Origin of the sequence: Pantoea stewartii subsp. stewartii (genome assembly GCF_008801695.1) — a bacterium.
In the GTDB taxonomy this organism is placed as follows: domain Bacteria; phylum Pseudomonadota; class Gammaproteobacteria; order Enterobacterales; family Enterobacteriaceae; genus Pantoea; species Pantoea stewartii.
Map to the genome: position 1 here is coordinate 18,495 of NZ_VZPF01000005.1, position 14,910 is coordinate 33,404.

Annotated in this window: 26 protein-coding genes; 4 read left to right on the top strand and 22 right to left on the bottom strand. The window is 49.9% G+C overall.

Going from position 1 to position 14,910, the window contains the following annotated elements:
- The 22 genes from F7Q90_RS02195 to F7Q90_RS02300 all read right to left on the bottom strand — a co-directional run bounded on the left by F7Q90_RS02195 (nt 1) and on the right by F7Q90_RS02300 (nt 13,312).
- The gene (locus F7Q90_RS02195; RefSeq protein WP_006119764.1) at nt 1-867 is read right to left on the bottom strand and encodes a GREB1-related protein; all 867 of its coding nucleotides are present in this window, start codon (nt 865-867) and stop codon (nt 1-3) included.
- Nucleotides 857-1,489 carry a ParB/Srx family N-terminal domain-containing protein gene (locus F7Q90_RS02200; protein ID WP_052310128.1) on the bottom strand — a complete coding sequence of 211 codons (633 nt, stop codon included), beginning with the start codon at nt 1,487-1,489 and terminating at the stop codon, nt 857-859. Before F7Q90_RS02200 ends, F7Q90_RS02195 begins: the two co-directional genes overlap by 11 nt.
- Nucleotides 1,490-1,611: 122 nt before the next feature.
- A complete protein-coding gene (locus F7Q90_RS02205) occupies nt 1,612-2,229 on the bottom strand; it encodes a methyltransferase domain-containing protein (RefSeq protein WP_006119767.1) in 618 nt (205 codons plus the stop codon).
- Nucleotides 2,226-3,134: a glycosyltransferase family 9 protein gene (locus F7Q90_RS02210; protein WP_006119768.1), complete on the bottom strand. Its 909-nt coding sequence runs from the start codon at nt 3,132-3,134 to the stop codon at nt 2,226-2,228. The genes F7Q90_RS02205 and F7Q90_RS02210 overlap by 4 nt, the downstream gene beginning before the upstream one ends.
- Nucleotides 3,091-3,672 carry a pmgO gene (locus tag F7Q90_RS02215; protein WP_044242152.1) on the bottom strand — a complete coding sequence of 194 codons (582 nt, stop codon included), beginning with the start codon at nt 3,670-3,672 and terminating at the stop codon, nt 3,091-3,093. Before F7Q90_RS02215 ends, F7Q90_RS02210 begins: the two co-directional genes overlap by 44 nt.
- Before the next feature lie 60 nt (nt 3,673-3,732).
- Nucleotides 3,733-4,134, bottom strand: coding sequence for a hypothetical protein (locus F7Q90_RS02220; RefSeq protein WP_044242154.1), 402 nt, complete (start codon nt 4,132-4,134; stop codon nt 3,733-3,735).
- A complete protein-coding gene (locus tag F7Q90_RS02225) occupies nt 4,124-4,663 on the bottom strand; it encodes a DUF2514 domain-containing protein (protein ID WP_006119771.1) in 540 nt (179 codons plus the stop codon). Before F7Q90_RS02225 ends, F7Q90_RS02220 begins: the two co-directional genes overlap by 11 nt.
- A complete protein-coding gene (locus F7Q90_RS02230) occupies nt 4,660-5,271 on the bottom strand; it encodes a glycoside hydrolase family 19 protein (RefSeq protein ID WP_006119772.1) in 612 nt (203 codons plus the stop codon). The genes F7Q90_RS02225 and F7Q90_RS02230 overlap by 4 nt, the downstream gene beginning before the upstream one ends.
- A gap of 13 nt (nt 5,272-5,284) precedes the next feature.
- Nucleotides 5,285-5,581: a phage holin family protein gene (locus F7Q90_RS02235; protein ID WP_044242155.1), complete on the bottom strand. Its 297-nt coding sequence runs from the start codon at nt 5,579-5,581 to the stop codon at nt 5,285-5,287.
- Entirely contained in the window at nt 5,565-5,969 is a 405-nt protein-coding gene (locus F7Q90_RS02240) for a putative holin (RefSeq protein ID WP_044242156.1), read from the bottom strand. Before F7Q90_RS02240 ends, F7Q90_RS02235 begins: the two co-directional genes overlap by 17 nt.
- 208 nt (nt 5,970-6,177) lie before the next feature.
- Nucleotides 6,178-6,381 (bottom strand): DUF2767 family protein, encoded by a 204-nt coding sequence (locus F7Q90_RS02245; RefSeq protein ID WP_006119774.1) that lies wholly within the window; start codon nt 6,379-6,381, stop codon nt 6,178-6,180.
- A 133-nt stretch (nt 6,382-6,514) separates the two neighbouring features.
- Nucleotides 6,515-7,213, bottom strand: coding sequence for a bacteriophage antitermination protein Q (locus F7Q90_RS02250; protein WP_006119775.1), 699 nt, complete (start codon nt 7,211-7,213; stop codon nt 6,515-6,517).
- Entirely contained in the window at nt 7,213-7,509 is a 297-nt protein-coding gene (locus tag F7Q90_RS02255; RefSeq protein ID WP_044242157.1) for a DUF1364 domain-containing protein, read from the bottom strand. Before F7Q90_RS02255 ends, F7Q90_RS02250 begins: the two co-directional genes overlap by 1 nt.
- Nucleotides 7,510-7,882: 373 nt before the next feature.
- A complete protein-coding gene (locus F7Q90_RS02260) occupies nt 7,883-8,536 on the bottom strand; it encodes a phage N-6-adenine-methyltransferase (RefSeq protein ID WP_006119777.1) in 654 nt (217 codons plus the stop codon).
- Nucleotides 8,533-9,132 carry a DUF1367 family protein gene (locus F7Q90_RS02265; RefSeq protein WP_006119778.1) on the bottom strand — a complete coding sequence of 200 codons (600 nt, stop codon included), beginning with the start codon at nt 9,130-9,132 and terminating at the stop codon, nt 8,533-8,535. The genes F7Q90_RS02260 and F7Q90_RS02265 overlap by 4 nt, the downstream gene beginning before the upstream one ends.
- A 57-nt stretch (nt 9,133-9,189) precedes the next feature.
- A complete protein-coding gene (locus F7Q90_RS02270) occupies nt 9,190-9,387 on the bottom strand; it encodes a hypothetical protein (protein ID WP_016192912.1) in 198 nt (65 codons plus the stop codon).
- Nucleotides 9,388-9,730: 343 nt separating this feature from the next.
- Complete coding sequence (locus tag F7Q90_RS27795; protein ID WP_394350269.1) at nt 9,731-9,982, bottom strand: type I toxin-antitoxin system Hok family toxin; 252 nt, start codon at nt 9,980-9,982, stop codon at nt 9,731-9,733.
- A gap of 144 nt (nt 9,983-10,126) precedes the next feature.
- Entirely contained in the window at nt 10,127-10,951 is an 825-nt protein-coding gene (locus tag F7Q90_RS02280; protein ID WP_082999211.1) for a ParB/RepB/Spo0J family partition protein, read from the bottom strand.
- 19 nt (nt 10,952-10,970) lie between these two features.
- Nucleotides 10,971-11,717 (bottom strand): ATP-binding protein, encoded by a 747-nt coding sequence (locus F7Q90_RS02285; protein ID WP_006122504.1) that lies wholly within the window; start codon nt 11,715-11,717, stop codon nt 10,971-10,973.
- Between the two features lie 2 nt (nt 11,718-11,719).
- Nucleotides 11,720-12,589 (bottom strand): hypothetical protein, encoded by an 870-nt coding sequence (locus F7Q90_RS02290; protein WP_006122503.1) that lies wholly within the window; start codon nt 12,587-12,589, stop codon nt 11,720-11,722.
- A 41-nt stretch (nt 12,590-12,630) separates the two neighbouring features.
- The gene (locus F7Q90_RS02295; RefSeq protein ID WP_044243763.1) at nt 12,631-13,104 is read right to left on the bottom strand and encodes a toxin YdaT family protein; all 474 of its coding nucleotides are present in this window, start codon (nt 13,102-13,104) and stop codon (nt 12,631-12,633) included.
- Nucleotides 13,082-13,312: a Cro/CI family transcriptional regulator gene (locus tag F7Q90_RS02300; protein ID WP_044243761.1), complete on the bottom strand. Its 231-nt coding sequence runs from the start codon at nt 13,310-13,312 to the stop codon at nt 13,082-13,084. The genes F7Q90_RS02295 and F7Q90_RS02300 overlap by 23 nt, the downstream gene beginning before the upstream one ends.
- Before the next feature lie 79 nt (nt 13,313-13,391).
- Here F7Q90_RS02300 and F7Q90_RS02305 point away from each other — a divergent pair, with 79 nt between their 5' ends.
- The 4 genes from F7Q90_RS02305 (at nt 13,392) to F7Q90_RS02315 (ending at nt 14,878) form a co-directional block, all read left to right on the top strand.
- A complete protein-coding gene (locus F7Q90_RS02305) occupies nt 13,392-13,796 on the top strand; it encodes a helix-turn-helix domain-containing protein (protein WP_044243758.1) in 405 nt (134 codons plus the stop codon).
- Between the two features lie 242 nt (nt 13,797-14,038).
- A complete protein-coding gene (locus tag F7Q90_RS26565) occupies nt 14,039-14,203 on the top strand; it encodes a hypothetical protein (protein WP_006118880.1) in 165 nt (54 codons plus the stop codon).
- On the top strand, nt 14,200-14,391 hold the full coding sequence (locus tag F7Q90_RS02310; protein ID WP_044241885.1) for a DUF1482 family protein: 192 nt from the start codon (nt 14,200-14,202) through the stop codon (nt 14,389-14,391). Before F7Q90_RS26565 ends, F7Q90_RS02310 begins: the two co-directional genes overlap by 4 nt.
- Nucleotides 14,392-14,590: 199 nt before the next feature.
- Nucleotides 14,591-14,878, top strand: a complete 288-nt coding sequence (locus tag F7Q90_RS02315) for a hypothetical protein (RefSeq protein WP_044241882.1) — start codon at nt 14,591-14,593, stop codon at nt 14,876-14,878.
- Nucleotides 14,879-14,910: the final 32 nt, after the last annotated feature.

Genomic DNA, 14,910 nt, shown 5'->3' on the forward strand with positions numbered 1-14,910 from the left:
CTACGATTTGATATGCAGTACCATTCCGTAGTCATTAGTGCCGGCAGGCAGTTCAATATCCTCTTTCAGGCGAAGGCGCAGTTTTTTGAATCCCCGATAATCAACGTAATGATGGACACGCCCAAAGCGGTACGTCATACGGGAAATATCGGGGTGCATCTCAACCTGCATTTTGCTTTTGTTATACGTACCCTCTTTCGCGTAAAACTCAGCAGTGTTTCCACCCTTTGTTTTTTGCGTCTGGATTTTCTGTTGCAGGAACGCATTGAACTGAATCGTGCACCATCCCGCCTTCAGCATTCTCAGCGATAAATCCGTATCCTCGTTGTAACGCCCTCTCCACCGAAACGGGAGGTCATTACGAATGAGGTTGCAGGAGTAAATGCGGGTATTGGTAACGAATGGCGGTTGCTTATCCCTCTCCGGAGCAAACATGGCATAGTTAGGCCCAGCCATCCCCACGTTTTCGTACCGCTGCACAAAATCCTCCATACAGCGGAAAATGGTTCCGTCACCCACACGGATCCGCTTGTTTTTATGCAGGCGGAAAAAATGCCGGATGTTGTCGTCCATTACCCAGTGCCAGGCGTACCCGTTGGCAATCGAGTGATCCCACGCAAAATTTCGCGCAGCTCCCGGGCCGACACTTTTTGTCAGCCCCAGATCGTCAAAGGTGTCATAGTCACGCTGGTATTGTTTATCGAGCACCAGAATATTTTTCGCATCAATGACCGCGGCGTACTGGTCATATTCTGTTTCCTCGATCACGATGTGATACGGGACACCGATATGTTCCAGCGCTTTCGCCGTCATGCGCGTATCTGCCCGGCCTTTACTGACGATATAAATCGGGTAATTAGGATTCATCGCTGATGTATGCCTTATTCACCGTGGATTCCCGTTTATGCTCCGGGTACCAGATATATTTCGTTTTTGCCGTGATCTGCTGCTGCACAAGCTGAGCGAACAGCGCAACGTCAGCGTCCGTTTCGAAATGCACGATAAGCTGCCGGACTCCGTTGTTGTTCTCCTGGTCAAATGCCGGCATTCCCACCCAATGATCTCTCGGATCGTCTGGCTCAACGCCCAGGATATCCCCCAATTCCAGATCACTGAATCCCAGAAGCCCGACGTCAAACTCAACGTCCTGCAATGCCTCAATTTCCAGTTTAAGTAGCTCACCATTCCAGCCAGCATTCAGCGGAAGCCGGTTATCAGCTATCCGGTATGCCGCCTTTTGTGCGTCAGTGAGCCCTGAAAGTGTAATTGTGGGAACGGCAGCAATTCCCATCTGCTCGGCGGCCAGTACCCGGCCATGCCCGGCAATAATTTCGCCGCATTCATCAATAAGTATCGGGTTCGTCCAGCCAAACTCCTCAATGCTCGCCACAAGCTGCAACACCTGCCGATCGTCATGCGTTCGGGCGTTGTGAGCATATGGGGTTAAATCCTTTAACGGTCGATAGACGATTTTCAGTTTCTCGGTCATATCTCCGCTCTCTGATAAAAAAGCAGTAACGATCAATGCGCTGGGTGCGCGGCGGGTACCATTACGGCTTTAACAATCACTATCGGGCACCATCGTAATGACACCCTGTAGTGGCTGCTGTTTTAAATCCGGCAAAAGGCATAGCTACCAATGCCATCACGACCAAGCTCGCTCTCGCGGTTGTTGTGCTCCACCAGCTTAAATCCGTTGGCCGCAAACCACTTTATGAGTCCATCATGAGTCCAGTACCAGATATGCTCATCACGGCGGAAATGACGGGACCGCAGTACATGCTCTGCGCCCTCAAAGATGGGTACTGAAACAAATACCCATTTTTCCGCCCGAGCGATGGCAACCTCTGGCCGATCGATATGTTCCAGGGAATCCCAGAACGTCAGCGCCGGATATCGGTCATGGTATAAATGCGCCCACTGTCCTCGCGCTTTCAGCCACTCAACGCCCGCAGGATTTACATCAAATCCCTTGGTATCCGGCCGCGCTTCAACAAATTGCCCCGCACCGATGCCAACATCCAGAACAACACCGCTGTAATGTCGCGAAACTAACTGGATCCGCGCCGCAGTCAACTCTCTACCGAGTTCGGTATCGGCCAGTTGCTGGTATCGTGAAAAATAATCTTCATCGTACGGTCGATGGGCTTTCGGTACCGGGTAACGACCAATACCCAATTCAGGCAACCAAGCCAGGCCGTGTTTGATTTGCTCAGAGAAATACTTCATGCGGCCACTCGCTTTCGTGATGCCTGGTAGACGTTTTCGATAAATGACTGCACCCGTGAAAAAAGCCCGCTGATTGTTTTGTCACAAGCGTGTTTCATCTCCTGGCACCGGCAATAGTTATCCGGGTATACAAACAACGCGCGGGATAAATCCATACAACGGGGATCGGTAACTTTAGAGTGGTGATTATTGCCGCCATTGCCGCCCTGCAAGCAGATCATCGGTTTACCGTAAGCAAGCGCAGCGTGCATAACGACACATGCACCCGTAAGCACTATGTCGGCCCTTTCCACCAGCGCCAGCATCTGCGTGATAGAAAGCTGGCCATCATGCAGTTTCCGATGCGCGAAAGGTTCCAGATCAGGTATCCACTCCAGACCAGGCTCGTTATCTGCAATGCTGAGAACATGAAAACCACGTATCGCCAGTAACCGGGAAACTTCATCTACATATTTGTTCAGCGGCCCGCGGCTGGCATTGTGCCACTCAGTACGTTCTGTGGTGGGACGTATAACGGCTATTGGCTTACCGTCCGGTACCGGAATATCCGGCGCATGATAATGCGGTAAATCCATCGCTGCCGGCCGAGTGCCAAACTGCTGTTGCATTGCGTCGAATATGCTCCCGGCCTGAAGATGGCCATTGCCGTAAAAAATGCGCTGACGGGGGATGCCTGGCGGTTCAGGTTCAAATCTCACCGATGTGCTTTGCTCGTTCTTACGCTGCGTGCGCAATGGCGTATTGGCCTTCACGAAATGCAGGTTCGGGATCCCGGCGTAAATTTCCGGAAGTGGCGTTCTCAGCCATACCTCTTTTCCCTGCTTGACCAGCGCCTTAATGAAGCAGCGCTGGTTGATATTGTCACCGATGCCGTGCATCCCGTCGAAGTACAGTTTTCCAGGCATAAAGTGCCGCCTCAAGTGGTAAACGTTTAAAGCAAGTCAGCGCGGTCTCGCGTGACGCGTTGATAATTTCCACGCCCGGCAGAGCACCAGCGAGAGAAGAAAAGTCGGTGTGCCAGCGCCCTACTTCGCGCGGTACCGGATTATGCATCGTTGCCGGGTGGCGCCCATGCCAGTGTGCGCCGTTCACCAAAGTGCAGTCATATCCGAGAAGAATCACCCTCTCTGCGCCGAGGTGTGCGGCGAGTTGAATGGCACGCTGCCCGGAGTTGAACGGCCCATTGTCTGATGGGGTGAAAAGCTTCACGCCGAACCGGGCATGAGCCCGTTTACTCTGGGTCCATAGTTCGGCGCTGGTTTCCAGCGAATCGTGGTAATGGTCCCACCAGGTGAAATCGGCAGCGAAAATGTGCCGACAGTCTGGCACGGCCCTCCAGCTCGAATTAACTGCAATGACCGGGTAACCGGAGCCGGAGGCCTGTGCGCAGTCGTTCGCCGTCAGCGACGGGCCGCTGGCGACGCAGATATAGGTTTGGGTCATAGGGAATGGTTGATCAGGTTGGCATTATCGCAGGCACTCCAGGAAATGCCTGCTGTAATGTCAATCGCGTAGGAATTTTTCAGTGCGATGGACTTTTTCGCCCTGGAGCAACTCTGCGTGGGTCGCCGTAACAATCACCGAGTGATGAGGATGAACGTTTTCCGCCAGCCATTTGATCAGTGGTTCTGAAGCTTCAGCAAACGAGTCCACATCCTGTTCGTAGACAGGGCTGCATTTGATTTCATCAACTCGATAAAGCCGAATGGCTTGAAGTTCCAAGGAATCAGGGGTCGGGGCAAGAGAAATAAATTCGCTACCGTGAAGTTTTTGCGGGTTGACCTGATCCTTTGAATAGCCGGTAAAGAATGGTTGTCTTTTTTCCGCCAACATTTGCGTTATCACAGATTTAGGCTGCTGCTCGAATAGCTCTACTTTCCAGTATTTGACCAACTTAATTTCCATTATTTGTTCCTGTCACTTTGTCGTAGGTTCGTTCGCAGCTTGATCCCGCTGCATAGCGTTCATCAGCCTCTTTTGCATAGATGCCCGCTCTTTTGTCAGATTCGCCAAGCAGCTCGGCAAGCACTCTTGTGGTCTCGGCTTTTGCCGCGCCTGCTGCTGCAATTGCGGAAATGCGGCCGGTTTCACTTCCTGCGAGCTGCCTGCGTAGCGTGGCGAGTTGTTGCTGCAACCCATCACCAGCCCGCTGAGCAGCGTCAGCATCAGCCTGTACTTTTGCCAGTTCCTCATCTGCACGTTTCCGTTCCTCGTCTGCCGCCTGCTGGCGTCGCCGTTCTTCGTTTCGTTCGGCGACTTCAGCATGCAGCGCCGCGGTAGAATCAACCAGGTCACGCTGCGACCATTTCAGGTTCCATTTGCTATTTGTCGAATCGACACCGAAGCTATAGGCACGCCATAACGAAAAAGCCACCAGCAACGTGATCACCAGTGGCTTCCAGTATTTCTCGGCTATGGCAAGCAGCGCACTCATACCAGTACCGATTTCGCTTTTTCGTAGCGAGCTTTACGGTCATCAAGACCATTGGTACCGCCATTGATGATTTTTGTTACTGCCGTAATATCGCCACTGCGTTTCAGGCAACCTTTTGAGGCAAAGAACCACGCTGCCGAACGGGCCGCATATTCGTCCTGCTCCAGCAACTGCGGAACCAGTAGCAAATCGGTACCCAGGCCAGCGCCGCAATCCCGGTAATTGTCGTGTCCGGTAATCTGAATCAGGCCGCGACCGCGATAATTCCAGCCATCGCTTTCTGCTATATTCCCCATGCGGTGGGCGTAAACAATATTTGCAATTGCTTTTTGATCCGCCGGATGATCAGCAGTGCGGCCGTATCGCTGAGCAGTATCGCCGGGGAAATATTTCCCGAAAGTTGCTTTTAAGCCATCAGCAGAATAATTCAGGTTTTCCACAATACGTGTGAAACCTCCAGACTCATGCCCCACCTGAGCGATAAACATCGCCTGATCATCGGAGGAGGCTATGCCAAATTCTGCCATAGCCGCATCAATTGGCTGAAACCAACGCGCAGCTAACTCGGCGCTGATATTAGCCGCCTTCTGAAACTGTGATTTATTCATTGAATTACCTTAGCTATTTATCCGAACTGGCTACATTCCGGTTAAAAACACGCATCACATTCCCTTTTGCAGAAACGATAAATATGGTCAGCATTACGTTGATCACCGTTTCTGATGGATTTGCTACGGTATATTCACCGGTAAGAATTTGGATAGTTACTGAGCCACAGGCGATGATCAGCACTAACGCCAGAAACGCGCCAATACGTTTGTGTTTCGCCCCTTTGCGCTGGAATGTACCGAGGGTTGTTGCGCTGACTGCGCAGGCGAGAGCATTAACGATCAGGAGAAATTCATTTAACGTTACCATCCCCACTCCCCCCGGATATCAGACGGCTCAGGATTGTTTTGGGGTCGATTTTCCGCAACGAAATCAGAATGCAGACACCAACCGCTGCCGCTACAGTAGCGCCAAGCCAGTTACCGATCGTTACTCCATCAGGAAGATGCTTACCAAGCATTCCATTCAGGATCGCTGTCGTAAAATCGGCACCAAGTATGCCTATGAGAAACGACGCCACGAAATAACCGACCTGCGCAAACCTGCTCAATTCCTGCGATGACAGAACATAAACAACCGCACCAGCAAACGCCCCGACATAAACCCCGGCAGGAGTATCAGCGAAGAGGCTAGCAAAAGTAACGCTGGTCAGGGTTAACGTCGTAGCGGTGACGGCAGATACAGGTTCACCCACCATAGCCCCCTAATTTGAATACCCACATCAGCGGGCATGAGTGATAAAAAAGCCCCGAAAATCCAGGAGCGGAAACGGGGCAAGGCGTTGCACAAAATGACCTGTCAGCGGCCTTAATAATGCCTTCGATCGGAAGCATGATAAGAACACTGTGTGGTGCAGATACAAAAAAGCCCCGGCATATACCAGGGCTTGAGATTTTTGATGGTGCTTATCGTTCCAGAACAGTTATCGCAGCTTCCATCGCTTTACGCATGTATTCAGTATGACCGTGATCACCAGATAAAGCCGTCCTGAGTGCATTTGCGATATTGTATTTCTTCGTTTCTACGTCGGTATCACAAAGAATAAACACCGCATCCCCCACAATCCGGCACATCTCGTTATAAAGCGCCTCTGACTCTTCACCGTGCATAATTTCACCTTTTTAGCTATTTTGGCGATAGTACCTTCAGAAAGTAGCGCGAATGTGGATCCAAAGCAAAAAACCCGCAATTAAGCGGGTTTATACAATTTTGGCAAAATATCAGAATTACGCTAAATATGGCTTATTTCGTTGCATTTTGCAATAGCGTCCATTCAACCTCTTCTGGAATGGCTTCGCAATGGTGGTCAAGAGTGTGCTGCAATGCTCCTACATCCAGCTCGTCGAACGCACGTTTGAAGTGTGCCCAATGAGGCGCGTAGACGCGAAGCCATGTTGAAGGGTTTACGCTCATCAACCTGGCTAACGCCGCTCCAGCGTACTCTTTGTATGTGTCATTGTTTCGCGTGGCGGCAACGTCCTGCGCGGCAAGCCAGATAAGCGAAATTAACCGCTTCTTAGTTTTATTCAGCAGGCCAGTCGGTAGATATTTTTGATGTCCGTTCCAGATTACCTCGCATATTAGCGTCTGATAACGGAACGTCAGATCGAAGCCGTAGCAATACTTTAGCCAAGCCTGCTCGTACTCTGGCAGGAAATTAACTGCGCGGCGCCACGGTGCTCCGGCAAACTCATAATCGTTAATCGGTGGTAATGGCCTGCGGCGGCTACGTGTCTCAAGCACGTACAGTGACGTGTTCTCTGCCTTAACCTTTCGACCGTCATCAAACTCAACCATGTGGATCTGTTTGCGCGGGCAGCGGTCTTTCTCCGCTGGTGGATGCTCACAAAATGCCTGCAATTGCCCTTTCGTTTTACCTGAGTTATCCATCAATGCGCGGGTAAGCTCAATCCGGGCGTATTCAATTAATTGCGGATCCATCAGATAAAACCCTCTTTTTTCCAGATTGTGAGTGTGCGAAACACACCCTCAGCGTGCATTAACCGCAGTTCTTCGCGGGAATATTCTGTTTTGATTCGACCATCTACGGCATCATGGCAACAATTGCAGCCAATAGCGGCTACCAAATCATCAGGCTTAATCCCCGTTCCACATAAACCCGGCATACGATAATGAGTCAGGACGCTGGTTTCCGGGTTAAAGTTACAGACACCAGGCACACGAATTGTGCATTCCCGGCCTTTGGCTTGTTTGCGAAGATTCACAGATCGAGACATTGTTGACCGCCTCCCTGCTCCAGCTTCAGGCCGTTCTGATATTCATTACTGAATCCCGCCCAATGGGCGCGGCGTATTGTTATCCCTTGCCCTGGAGAATAAATAATGCGGCGTACCGTCTGGGGATAGGCAGGGAGTTCACGAATGCAGATTGGGCAATGATCAACTGTTTCAATCTGGCAACCCTTCCCGCGGCTGCATATGTGTATCCTGGCCTGCTGCATGGTACAGCTACTGCACATTGGTGCATCGCAGGTATATGGGTGAAGTGGGTCTATGAACTCCTGTCCGTCTACAACTTTCGGTGGGTAGCCGAGACGCCCATCGCACAATAGCGTCGCTGGTGATCCACAAAACATGCAGGGTTCTTTTTTCATGCTGCCACCCCGACCAACTTTATTGCCGCACGCTGTATCTGAGTCAGGATCATGCGGCCTGTGGATTCAAGTTCTTCACGGCTGATGTAGCTCGTCGCTTGGCCCGTCCATGTTTTATCGAATATCGCAATCGCCATACCGAAACCGGCAGAGGATTCAGACGGTTCTCCTTCTGCGGGAATGTACCAGTCAGGAAGGTCAAAGCTGATGCGGCCACGGACGAAGGCTATGTGATCAGCATTCTCCGGCCACCAGCTTTCGCTTGTTGCTGACTTAATGAAAAATACATACCTCCCGCCCAGTTCCCGCATCGCAGCGGCGTGCTGCATGATCGGCACCATCCCCGTGATGTACTCACCTTCAAATTGTTGAGCACGACTGTATGGCGGGTTAGCGTACGCGGCACCACCGAGGAATCCGAGGCGAGCGGACCAGTCCTGCACCAGCGCATTATCTTCGGCGGTGTAGTAGTTATCACATTTGGTGTTGTGGTCGTCGGCAAACAGGTCAAGTGAAAACGGGCCAAATTTGGCGTTTATTCCCCACCAAATCGCATCTGGTGTACGCCACTGATCGCCGACTTCTTTCAATTTGTGAGACTGACGGTTACGCAGCGCTTCGAGTGATTTACAGTATGGATTAAGGTTCACGCGGCATACTCCAGTAACTGAGCAGCAACGTTTTCGACTTCGGCTGGCGATGAGAATTTACGGAACAGGATCCAGTTCCAGAGTACATTCAGCGTTGATTTATAGAATTGCTGGAATTCAATTTCGTCCATTTTGGCAAAGGAAATCGACTTCGCCCGGCGGTTGCGGCTGCCATCAGGATAAATGTGCTCAGTGTAATACCCAGCCTGAATGGTCACCCATTCGCGATAAGCTTCGAAGGATTTGAGCAGGGCAATATCACGCGTACGAATATGGGCTGCATCAGCGAGGTACTGTTCTGCGGCGTCGGAAAGCGCAACACTATGCTGCTGGCCCACCTGCCGGCAGAGAAAATCGACGAAGCCGTTAACCAGCTTTTGCTCTTCAGGAAGAATAGCGCCGCCGGTGGGTGTCCAGTAATCAAAGCCAAGCTGAAGGAGTTTGAAAAAGCGTTTGTGAAACTGGTAGTTGCGGACACGCTTAAAGTCGGCGTGAATCCACTCACCGATTTTGATGCGTTGCAGAAATTCGCTGGCCTCGGGCGTTGCCGGGGTCAGGGTTTCGGGGCTAACTTTTTGTAGTTGAATCTGTGCCATCGGTTTTCTCCGGTGACACAGTGGTTTCTCAGCAGGTTGTTCAGACCTGTGTATAGATTATAGTGGATTATCAGCATCATCAACAGCCGATATTCCGGCAGTTTTCCGCGCTTCAGCCATCTGCTGCACACTGGTTACAAATTCATCAGGGCGCAGCACAAAGCCATAAACAACATCGCCGTATTCGTTCCTGTAAAGCACAACGGGTCTTGTGCTGTTGTTCAGGCCACGAATTAAGTGGTCAGGTATGATCATCACTTTGCTCCAGCATGTTTTTGGGAATCCTTTACTTTCCTTCGCGCGTCCCGATAGTTAAGCCGATGCATACGCTTATCTCAATCAACATGTCAGGGCTGTTTGAGATAAGTGGCATTAATATACTGTATATAAAACCAGTATCATTCTCCAGTGCCTATAGCGTTATTTTTGATCATGTCGATAAAAATCAATTGGTTGTGTATTTTTCGAACAATGTATTAGAGAAACAGAGAGATAACTAATTACGCGGCAGGATCTGGACTGAATGAGAGGGAATGGGTGCCTGGGAACGCCTCAGCTTAACACGGCGGTGGCGGGGATTTCTCCCCGCCGGTTGCCCTTACTGGTTGGACTCACAAGACATGACTGCCGCAACCTCCCTGCTACCGTCCCGTATTCGCAGTTCGTAAAGCGAATGACGGGTCAACAAAGTGAATGCCAGTATCGTCAGGCAGACGATGGCCAGGCACCAGATAACAGGGTTTTGCGGCTTCATGGTTGCATCTCCTTGTCTTCCAACAACATCAGGCTTTTGACATAGCCGGATATTGATTTCGACGTTGTAAGAGGCTAACCTGTACGTGTCTAGCATACGAGGGGCCTCGGGTTGATTTATCAGCTCGGGGCTTTTCTCTTTCTGCTTCGTGTATGCCTGAAACAGAAAGTCTCAAGCACCCGGCGTAATCATACCTTGTCATTCCCTCAACGCAACAGTTGGCGATAATTCTGTTTTTTTTCAAGCCGCAAGCCTGCTTCGGTCGGACGCAATTTTTTTCTGTTCGTCGATTATTTCCAAGACTTCGGCAAGCGCTAACCCATCGAGTTTGATCACACCATCGTCACTGATCAGCGCCAGTGCCAATAACTCAACAGCCCGGCGAGCCTTCTTGACACTGATTTCGGGCGCGATGATGCTGCGGGTAACTTTTTTCTTTCCGGCTGCGGCGGCAATGGCTTTATCCTGTTCCAGTACTTCACCCGCTTTTTCTCCGTGCTCTTTCACCCTGTCAACGGCAACATCCACAGATACTGCTCCGGCTTTCACGCTTTGCTGAACGTCGTGATTAGCCATCGCCAGCGTTAATAGCTTCTCGATGGTTGCCACTGATTTATGCACCTTCTGGGCTATTTCCTGTTTCGTCAGGTTGAACGCAGCCAATTCTTTCACAACAGCGGCCTGTTCAATTGCAGTCAGCGGCAATTGGTTATTCGATGTCATGATCCGCGCTACGCGGTCAACGTCATTCCCCTCGAACGGTACGATGCTGATGAACTCAACCGGTTTACCCGCATCACGGCAACGCTGGTAGCACCTGCTGCGGCGATGGCCCTCAACAATCCATACACCGCCCTCATCACGCGGAATCACCTCCAGCGCAGGTACACGGCCACCAGCGGCGAGAAACTCAAACAGCTCATCATCGGCCTGCTGCGTCCGTTCGTCGTTCTCACGCTTGTTGAAGCCGTCTTTGACGTGAATATCTTCCAGACGAATAAACATGCCGGAATGCAGGCGCTTGATTACACCGGAGGTGGTCATTTTTTTAAAAGAATTAGCCATCTATCTATATTTCCTCAATTTATTTTACTAAGCGCAGGTGAGTTACTTTGTTGCGGTAGCTCTCCCACACGAAATTCACCCACATGCCTTTGTCCATCTTCAGACGGTCTACGACGCGCTCGCCCAGCGTGGCAGCCAGCTCGTCATAATTCAGGTTGGTTAGTACCCCGACAGGCTTCATCGCAGCCAGGCGGCGATCCACAACTTGATTCAGCAAAACTTTCTCGTGCTGCGAACCCTTCTGGATCCCGACTTCATCCAGCACCAGCAGGTCTACACGATCCAATTCGTCGAGTAACGCGGCCTCAGATTGCCCTCCGTCATAACAAGCACGTACGCGCAACATCAGGTCTGCTACAGTGACAATGAGCACAGAGCGGTTTTGTGCCAGCAGGTAATTACCTATCGCCGCTGCAAGATGGTTTTTCCCGGTACCAGGGCTGCCGCTGAACACGAAGCTCGTAAAGCCGTTGCCAAAGTTCATCGCATAGCTCTTCGCCAGACTGAGTGCATGGCGCTGGCCATCGCCTTTCACTTCGTAATTTTTGAAAGTGCAGTTTCGGTGAAGGTTCTGGATCCCTGAGCGCCCGAGTATTTTGTCGGCCCGGACTTTCTGGTTGAGTCGGTCCACTTCCGCAGCCCTTTTTCGCCCCTCCTCATCCTGCCAGCGGCGCCATTCTTCAGCGTTGGAAAACTTCGGCTGAACACCTGCCGGGATAAGTTTTTTCAGGCGCTCCAGTGCGCCACCAGCCGAAACGTTTTTCATGCCTACCCCCTGAAGCCTGGTGGAATGGAATTATCTGGTTGCGATAGCTGGTTAACATCCCGACCATAAGCTCCACCAGATTTCGGGATCTGCCAGTCGTTTTCGTAGTGGCAGGAACGTCCAAAAAATGTCGCTGTTTGCTGAACATATTCGGTGTGTTGCTTCCCCGTCGCCGTAATATACGCGGCGTAACGCTTCACACCGTCGATCATATCCTGCACTGGAACGCCGGATTTAATTCGGGCATTCCAGGCCTTGAATGCCGCCTGTTTGCTGTTGCCCCCTGCTCGCTTGGGATAATTGGCCCAGGCATCCTCAAATTCAGGGGTATATCCAGATTTCGCATCTGGTTTCCCCTTGGGGGGTATGGGGGGATCTTTTAATTCTTTATCTTCCTCTTCCTCTTCCTCTTCCTCTGGTAACGCTTTTTGATTCGAATGTGTAACGTTCACAGCGTTACTTTTATCGTTACCATTGCGTTTCAAATTACGTGATTTATTTACCCTCTCATTTGTAAGCGCCCGATTTTTAGAGCTTTTCCCGTTGTGCTTCTCAAAGTTAACGAAGAAAAGTGAATCACCTTCCTGAATAAGCCAACCCGCGTAGATGAGTGCATCAGCAAACCCAGGCATAAAAGCAATGCGGTCTATTGCGATCTTACTGAGTACAGATGCGTTACTCTTACGCTCCATCTGTTCCGAATCTGTAACGCTATCGGCGTTACTAATTGCGATCTGTTGGTCGGCCCAGACCCATAAACGGATTAATTTTCCGAGCACCATATCAGGATCAATATTCAGTTTTTCAGAGATAAGGAAAATCTCTGGTTTATCAGGTGTAATTACTTCTACCTTGATCCAGTTTGAAGCCATATATGAAACTCACTTGTAACGCTTAATGCGTTACTTCATCGTTACTGAATGCCAAAACTTGGCGATATACCTGCTCTTGCCGCAGTCATAGCTGCTACACGGATTGCTGAAATAGCCTCGTCTGCCTCACGTAATATTTCCGTAGGCGCTGCACCGAGATTTATGGCATTTATTGCATCAACAAATTCTTTGGTTGCCACAGCTACCAGGTAGGCAGGGCTATGTGGTCGTAATAACCTGGCCCTTCGCTCTGTCGGCAATGCAGCTAATGCGGCTCTTTTCAAACTTTCTGCCTGCGGCGCATATCGTGGGCCATCAAATCCCCTGAAAATACGCTTTACCCGCTGAACCGCATTTCGAAGGCCATCACCGGTATCGACTGCTGGGAGGATGTCGCCCCCACCATCGGCGTGATATTGATCTGCTATGGCCATCCCTACCGCTTTCCAGCCATCTTCAAGAGCCCATGCTTCCAGTTCGGATGCAACAACATCAATCGGAGGACTGATTTTCATGATTCACTTTGCCTTTACGCTTTGCCTTATATTGGTCGTATGCAATCGGGTCATATTTCAGAACGCCGCCAGAAGCGATCTGAAGGCGCATAGCTTTACCCTCTGGAACCAAATCCCCCCAAACAGACACGGATGAAGGTTTAACCCCGGCGGCCATAGCTAATTTCGTCTTATTACCAAAAAATTTTACTGCGTCACTTTTGAGCACTTCACTCTCTCCCTTAGGTTTTCTTAAGAAGATTAGATCGTAGAGAAACCTAAGTAAAGAAAATTTAGAATAACCTAATATGCAAAACGAAACTTTTGGCTCCCGTCTGCTACGCAGGCGTAAAGAATTAAAGCTATCTCAAGCTGCCTTAGGGAAATTGGTCCAGGTGGCTCACGTAACTATTTCTCAATGGGAACGAGATGAAACACAGCCTGCGGGCAAGCGGCTTTTCGGACTAAGCAAGGCCCTTCAGTGCAATCCAACATGGCTGATGTTTGGTGACGACGACAAAGCCCCTACAGAACCAGTGCAGCCACAGATCCAAGAGTTATCTCCTCAACACAAAGAGCTGATCGAACTGTTCGATGCACTCCCTGCATCTGAGCAAGAGGCCCAGTTAAGTGAATTACGCGCACGGGTAGAAAACTTCAGTCGTCTTTTTGACGAACTACTTCAGGCTCGTAAACGTTCCCAGAAAAAATAATCTCGACTATCGTCACCAAAGCCCGTTTTCTACGGGTATTTTTACGCACCCATCAGAAATTTAAACACCTTCAAAATCATAAGGTTAACTTTTTACGCCCTTAGATTTAGGTTTTTATACATTTTTTCTATTGATCTAAATCTTAGGTTATTCTAAATTTAGTCCATCGAAACCACACAGTGATTTCTCAGATAACACGTTCCGCCAGCCTGGCGACAAGGGCACAACACAGGAGATAGGCAATGGTTAAGCAATATCAGGATGTGAAAGTTAGCGATCTGCAATGTATCTACGAAATTCAGGGCGATGAAACCGTCTGTGATGCAGACAAACAGCAGGCGACTATTGAGTCATTCACATATGAATGGATTCTTGGAGACAACGTCAAATACGGATTTAACCTATGACAGGAACTCTCTTCGCTCTGGTGCTGACCACTTATCTTACGACCGGGGAAGTTCAGGACAGCGTGGTTGAAGTGTTCCCGACTTACACCGAATGCTTGAAAGCTGCGGATCAGCAAAAAATTGAAGGCAGTTGCTACCCTGTTGAAAAAATAATTCATCAGGGAGAAGAAACACCAGCGGGGTATTAATGATGGAGACCGTTTTAGTAATAACCGGATTCATCTTTATTATTCTGGCATCAGCAGTGATTAGTTTAGTTTCTTTTTTTATGTTTCAGGTTGATGTATGCGGGTCTGATTCCAGCCGCGATTTATAGTTGTTAGTTGCACTTTTTTAATATGCCGTTTATCCGGCAGGTAATTCCACAATCTTTTTTCAGGAGCGAATATGAAAACCATCAGCATTATTAATCTCAGTTTATCCGCCATTAATAACGAACTGGCGTTGTTCAATTGTGAAGATTCTATTACCGGAGTAATTCACACTGCCCCATCAAACACAACCGTTGTTCTCGATGGCGGCTACGTTCTCGGTCAATACGGTTGTGTTCACAAGGCTGTTGATGAACTGACAAGTGTACATATCCAGCTTCACGAAGCTGAAAAAGAAAGCGGTACATATGCTGCTTATAAAAATGCCTTTAGTGCCGGGCTTGCATCTTCACGGACACACTAATTCATACGCCCCGTTAGCGCGGGGCATTTATC

What these genes read in the sequence shown, in the direction of transcription:
- F7Q90_RS02195 (WP_006119764.1), bottom strand. Translation starts at nt 867, where the DNA reads ATGAATCCTAATTACCCGATTTATATCGTCAGTAAAGGCCGGGCAGAT.
- F7Q90_RS02200 (WP_052310128.1), bottom strand. Translation starts at nt 1,489, where the DNA reads ATGACCGAGAAACTGAAAATCGTCTATCGACCGTTAAAGGATTTAACC.
- F7Q90_RS02205 (WP_006119767.1), bottom strand. Translation starts at nt 2,229, where the DNA reads ATGAAGTATTTCTCTGAGCAAATCAAACACGGCCTGGCTTGGTTGCCT.
- F7Q90_RS02210 (WP_006119768.1), bottom strand. Translation starts at nt 3,134, where the DNA reads ATGCCTGGAAAACTGTACTTCGACGGGATGCACGGCATCGGTGACAAT.
- F7Q90_RS02215 (WP_044242152.1), bottom strand. Translation starts at nt 3,672, where the DNA reads ATGACCCAAACCTATATCTGCGTCGCCAGCGGCCCGTCGCTGACGGCG.
- F7Q90_RS02220 (WP_044242154.1), bottom strand. Translation starts at nt 4,134, where the DNA reads ATGGAAATTAAGTTGGTCAAATACTGGAAAGTAGAGCTATTCGAGCAG.
- F7Q90_RS02225 (WP_006119771.1), bottom strand. Translation starts at nt 4,663, where the DNA reads ATGAGTGCGCTGCTTGCCATAGCCGAGAAATACTGGAAGCCACTGGTG.
- F7Q90_RS02230 (WP_006119772.1), bottom strand. Translation starts at nt 5,271, where the DNA reads ATGAATAAATCACAGTTTCAGAAGGCGGCTAATATCAGCGCCGAGTTA.
- F7Q90_RS02235 (WP_044242155.1), bottom strand. Translation starts at nt 5,581, where the DNA reads ATGGTAACGTTAAATGAATTTCTCCTGATCGTTAATGCTCTCGCCTGC.
- F7Q90_RS02240 (WP_044242156.1), bottom strand. Translation starts at nt 5,969, where the DNA reads ATGGTGGGTGAACCTGTATCTGCCGTCACCGCTACGACGTTAACCCTG.
- F7Q90_RS02245 (WP_006119774.1), bottom strand. Translation starts at nt 6,381, where the DNA reads ATGCACGGTGAAGAGTCAGAGGCGCTTTATAACGAGATGTGCCGGATT.
- F7Q90_RS02250 (WP_006119775.1), bottom strand. Translation starts at nt 7,213, where the DNA reads ATGGATCCGCAATTAATTGAATACGCCCGGATTGAGCTTACCCGCGCA.
- F7Q90_RS02255 (WP_044242157.1), bottom strand. Translation starts at nt 7,509, where the DNA reads ATGTCTCGATCTGTGAATCTTCGCAAACAAGCCAAAGGCCGGGAATGC.
- F7Q90_RS02265 (WP_006119778.1), bottom strand. Translation starts at nt 9,132, where the DNA reads ATGGCACAGATTCAACTACAAAAAGTTAGCCCCGAAACCCTGACCCCG.
- F7Q90_RS02270 (WP_016192912.1), bottom strand. Translation starts at nt 9,387, where the DNA reads ATGATCATACCTGACCACTTAATTCGTGGCCTGAACAACAGCACAAGA.
- F7Q90_RS27795 (WP_394350269.1), bottom strand. Translation starts at nt 9,982, where the DNA reads ATGCTAGACACGTACAGGTTAGCCTCTTACAACGTCGAAATCAATATC.
- F7Q90_RS02280 (WP_082999211.1), bottom strand. Translation starts at nt 10,951, where the DNA reads ATGGCTAATTCTTTTAAAAAAATGACCACCTCCGGTGTAATCAAGCGC.
- F7Q90_RS02285 (WP_006122504.1), bottom strand. Translation starts at nt 11,717, where the DNA reads ATGAAAAACGTTTCGGCTGGTGGCGCACTGGAGCGCCTGAAAAAACTT.
- F7Q90_RS02290 (WP_006122503.1), bottom strand. Translation starts at nt 12,589, where the DNA reads ATGGCTTCAAACTGGATCAAGGTAGAAGTAATTACACCTGATAAACCA.
- F7Q90_RS02295 (WP_044243763.1), bottom strand. Translation starts at nt 13,104, where the DNA reads ATGAAAATCAGTCCTCCGATTGATGTTGTTGCATCCGAACTGGAAGCA.
- F7Q90_RS02305 (WP_044243758.1), top strand. Translation starts at nt 13,392, where the DNA reads ATGCAAAACGAAACTTTTGGCTCCCGTCTGCTACGCAGGCGTAAAGAA.
- F7Q90_RS26565 (WP_006118880.1), top strand. Translation starts at nt 14,039, where the DNA reads ATGGTTAAGCAATATCAGGATGTGAAAGTTAGCGATCTGCAATGTATC.
- F7Q90_RS02310 (WP_044241885.1), top strand. Translation starts at nt 14,200, where the DNA reads ATGACAGGAACTCTCTTCGCTCTGGTGCTGACCACTTATCTTACGACC.
- F7Q90_RS02315 (WP_044241882.1), top strand. Translation starts at nt 14,591, where the DNA reads ATGAAAACCATCAGCATTATTAATCTCAGTTTATCCGCCATTAATAAC.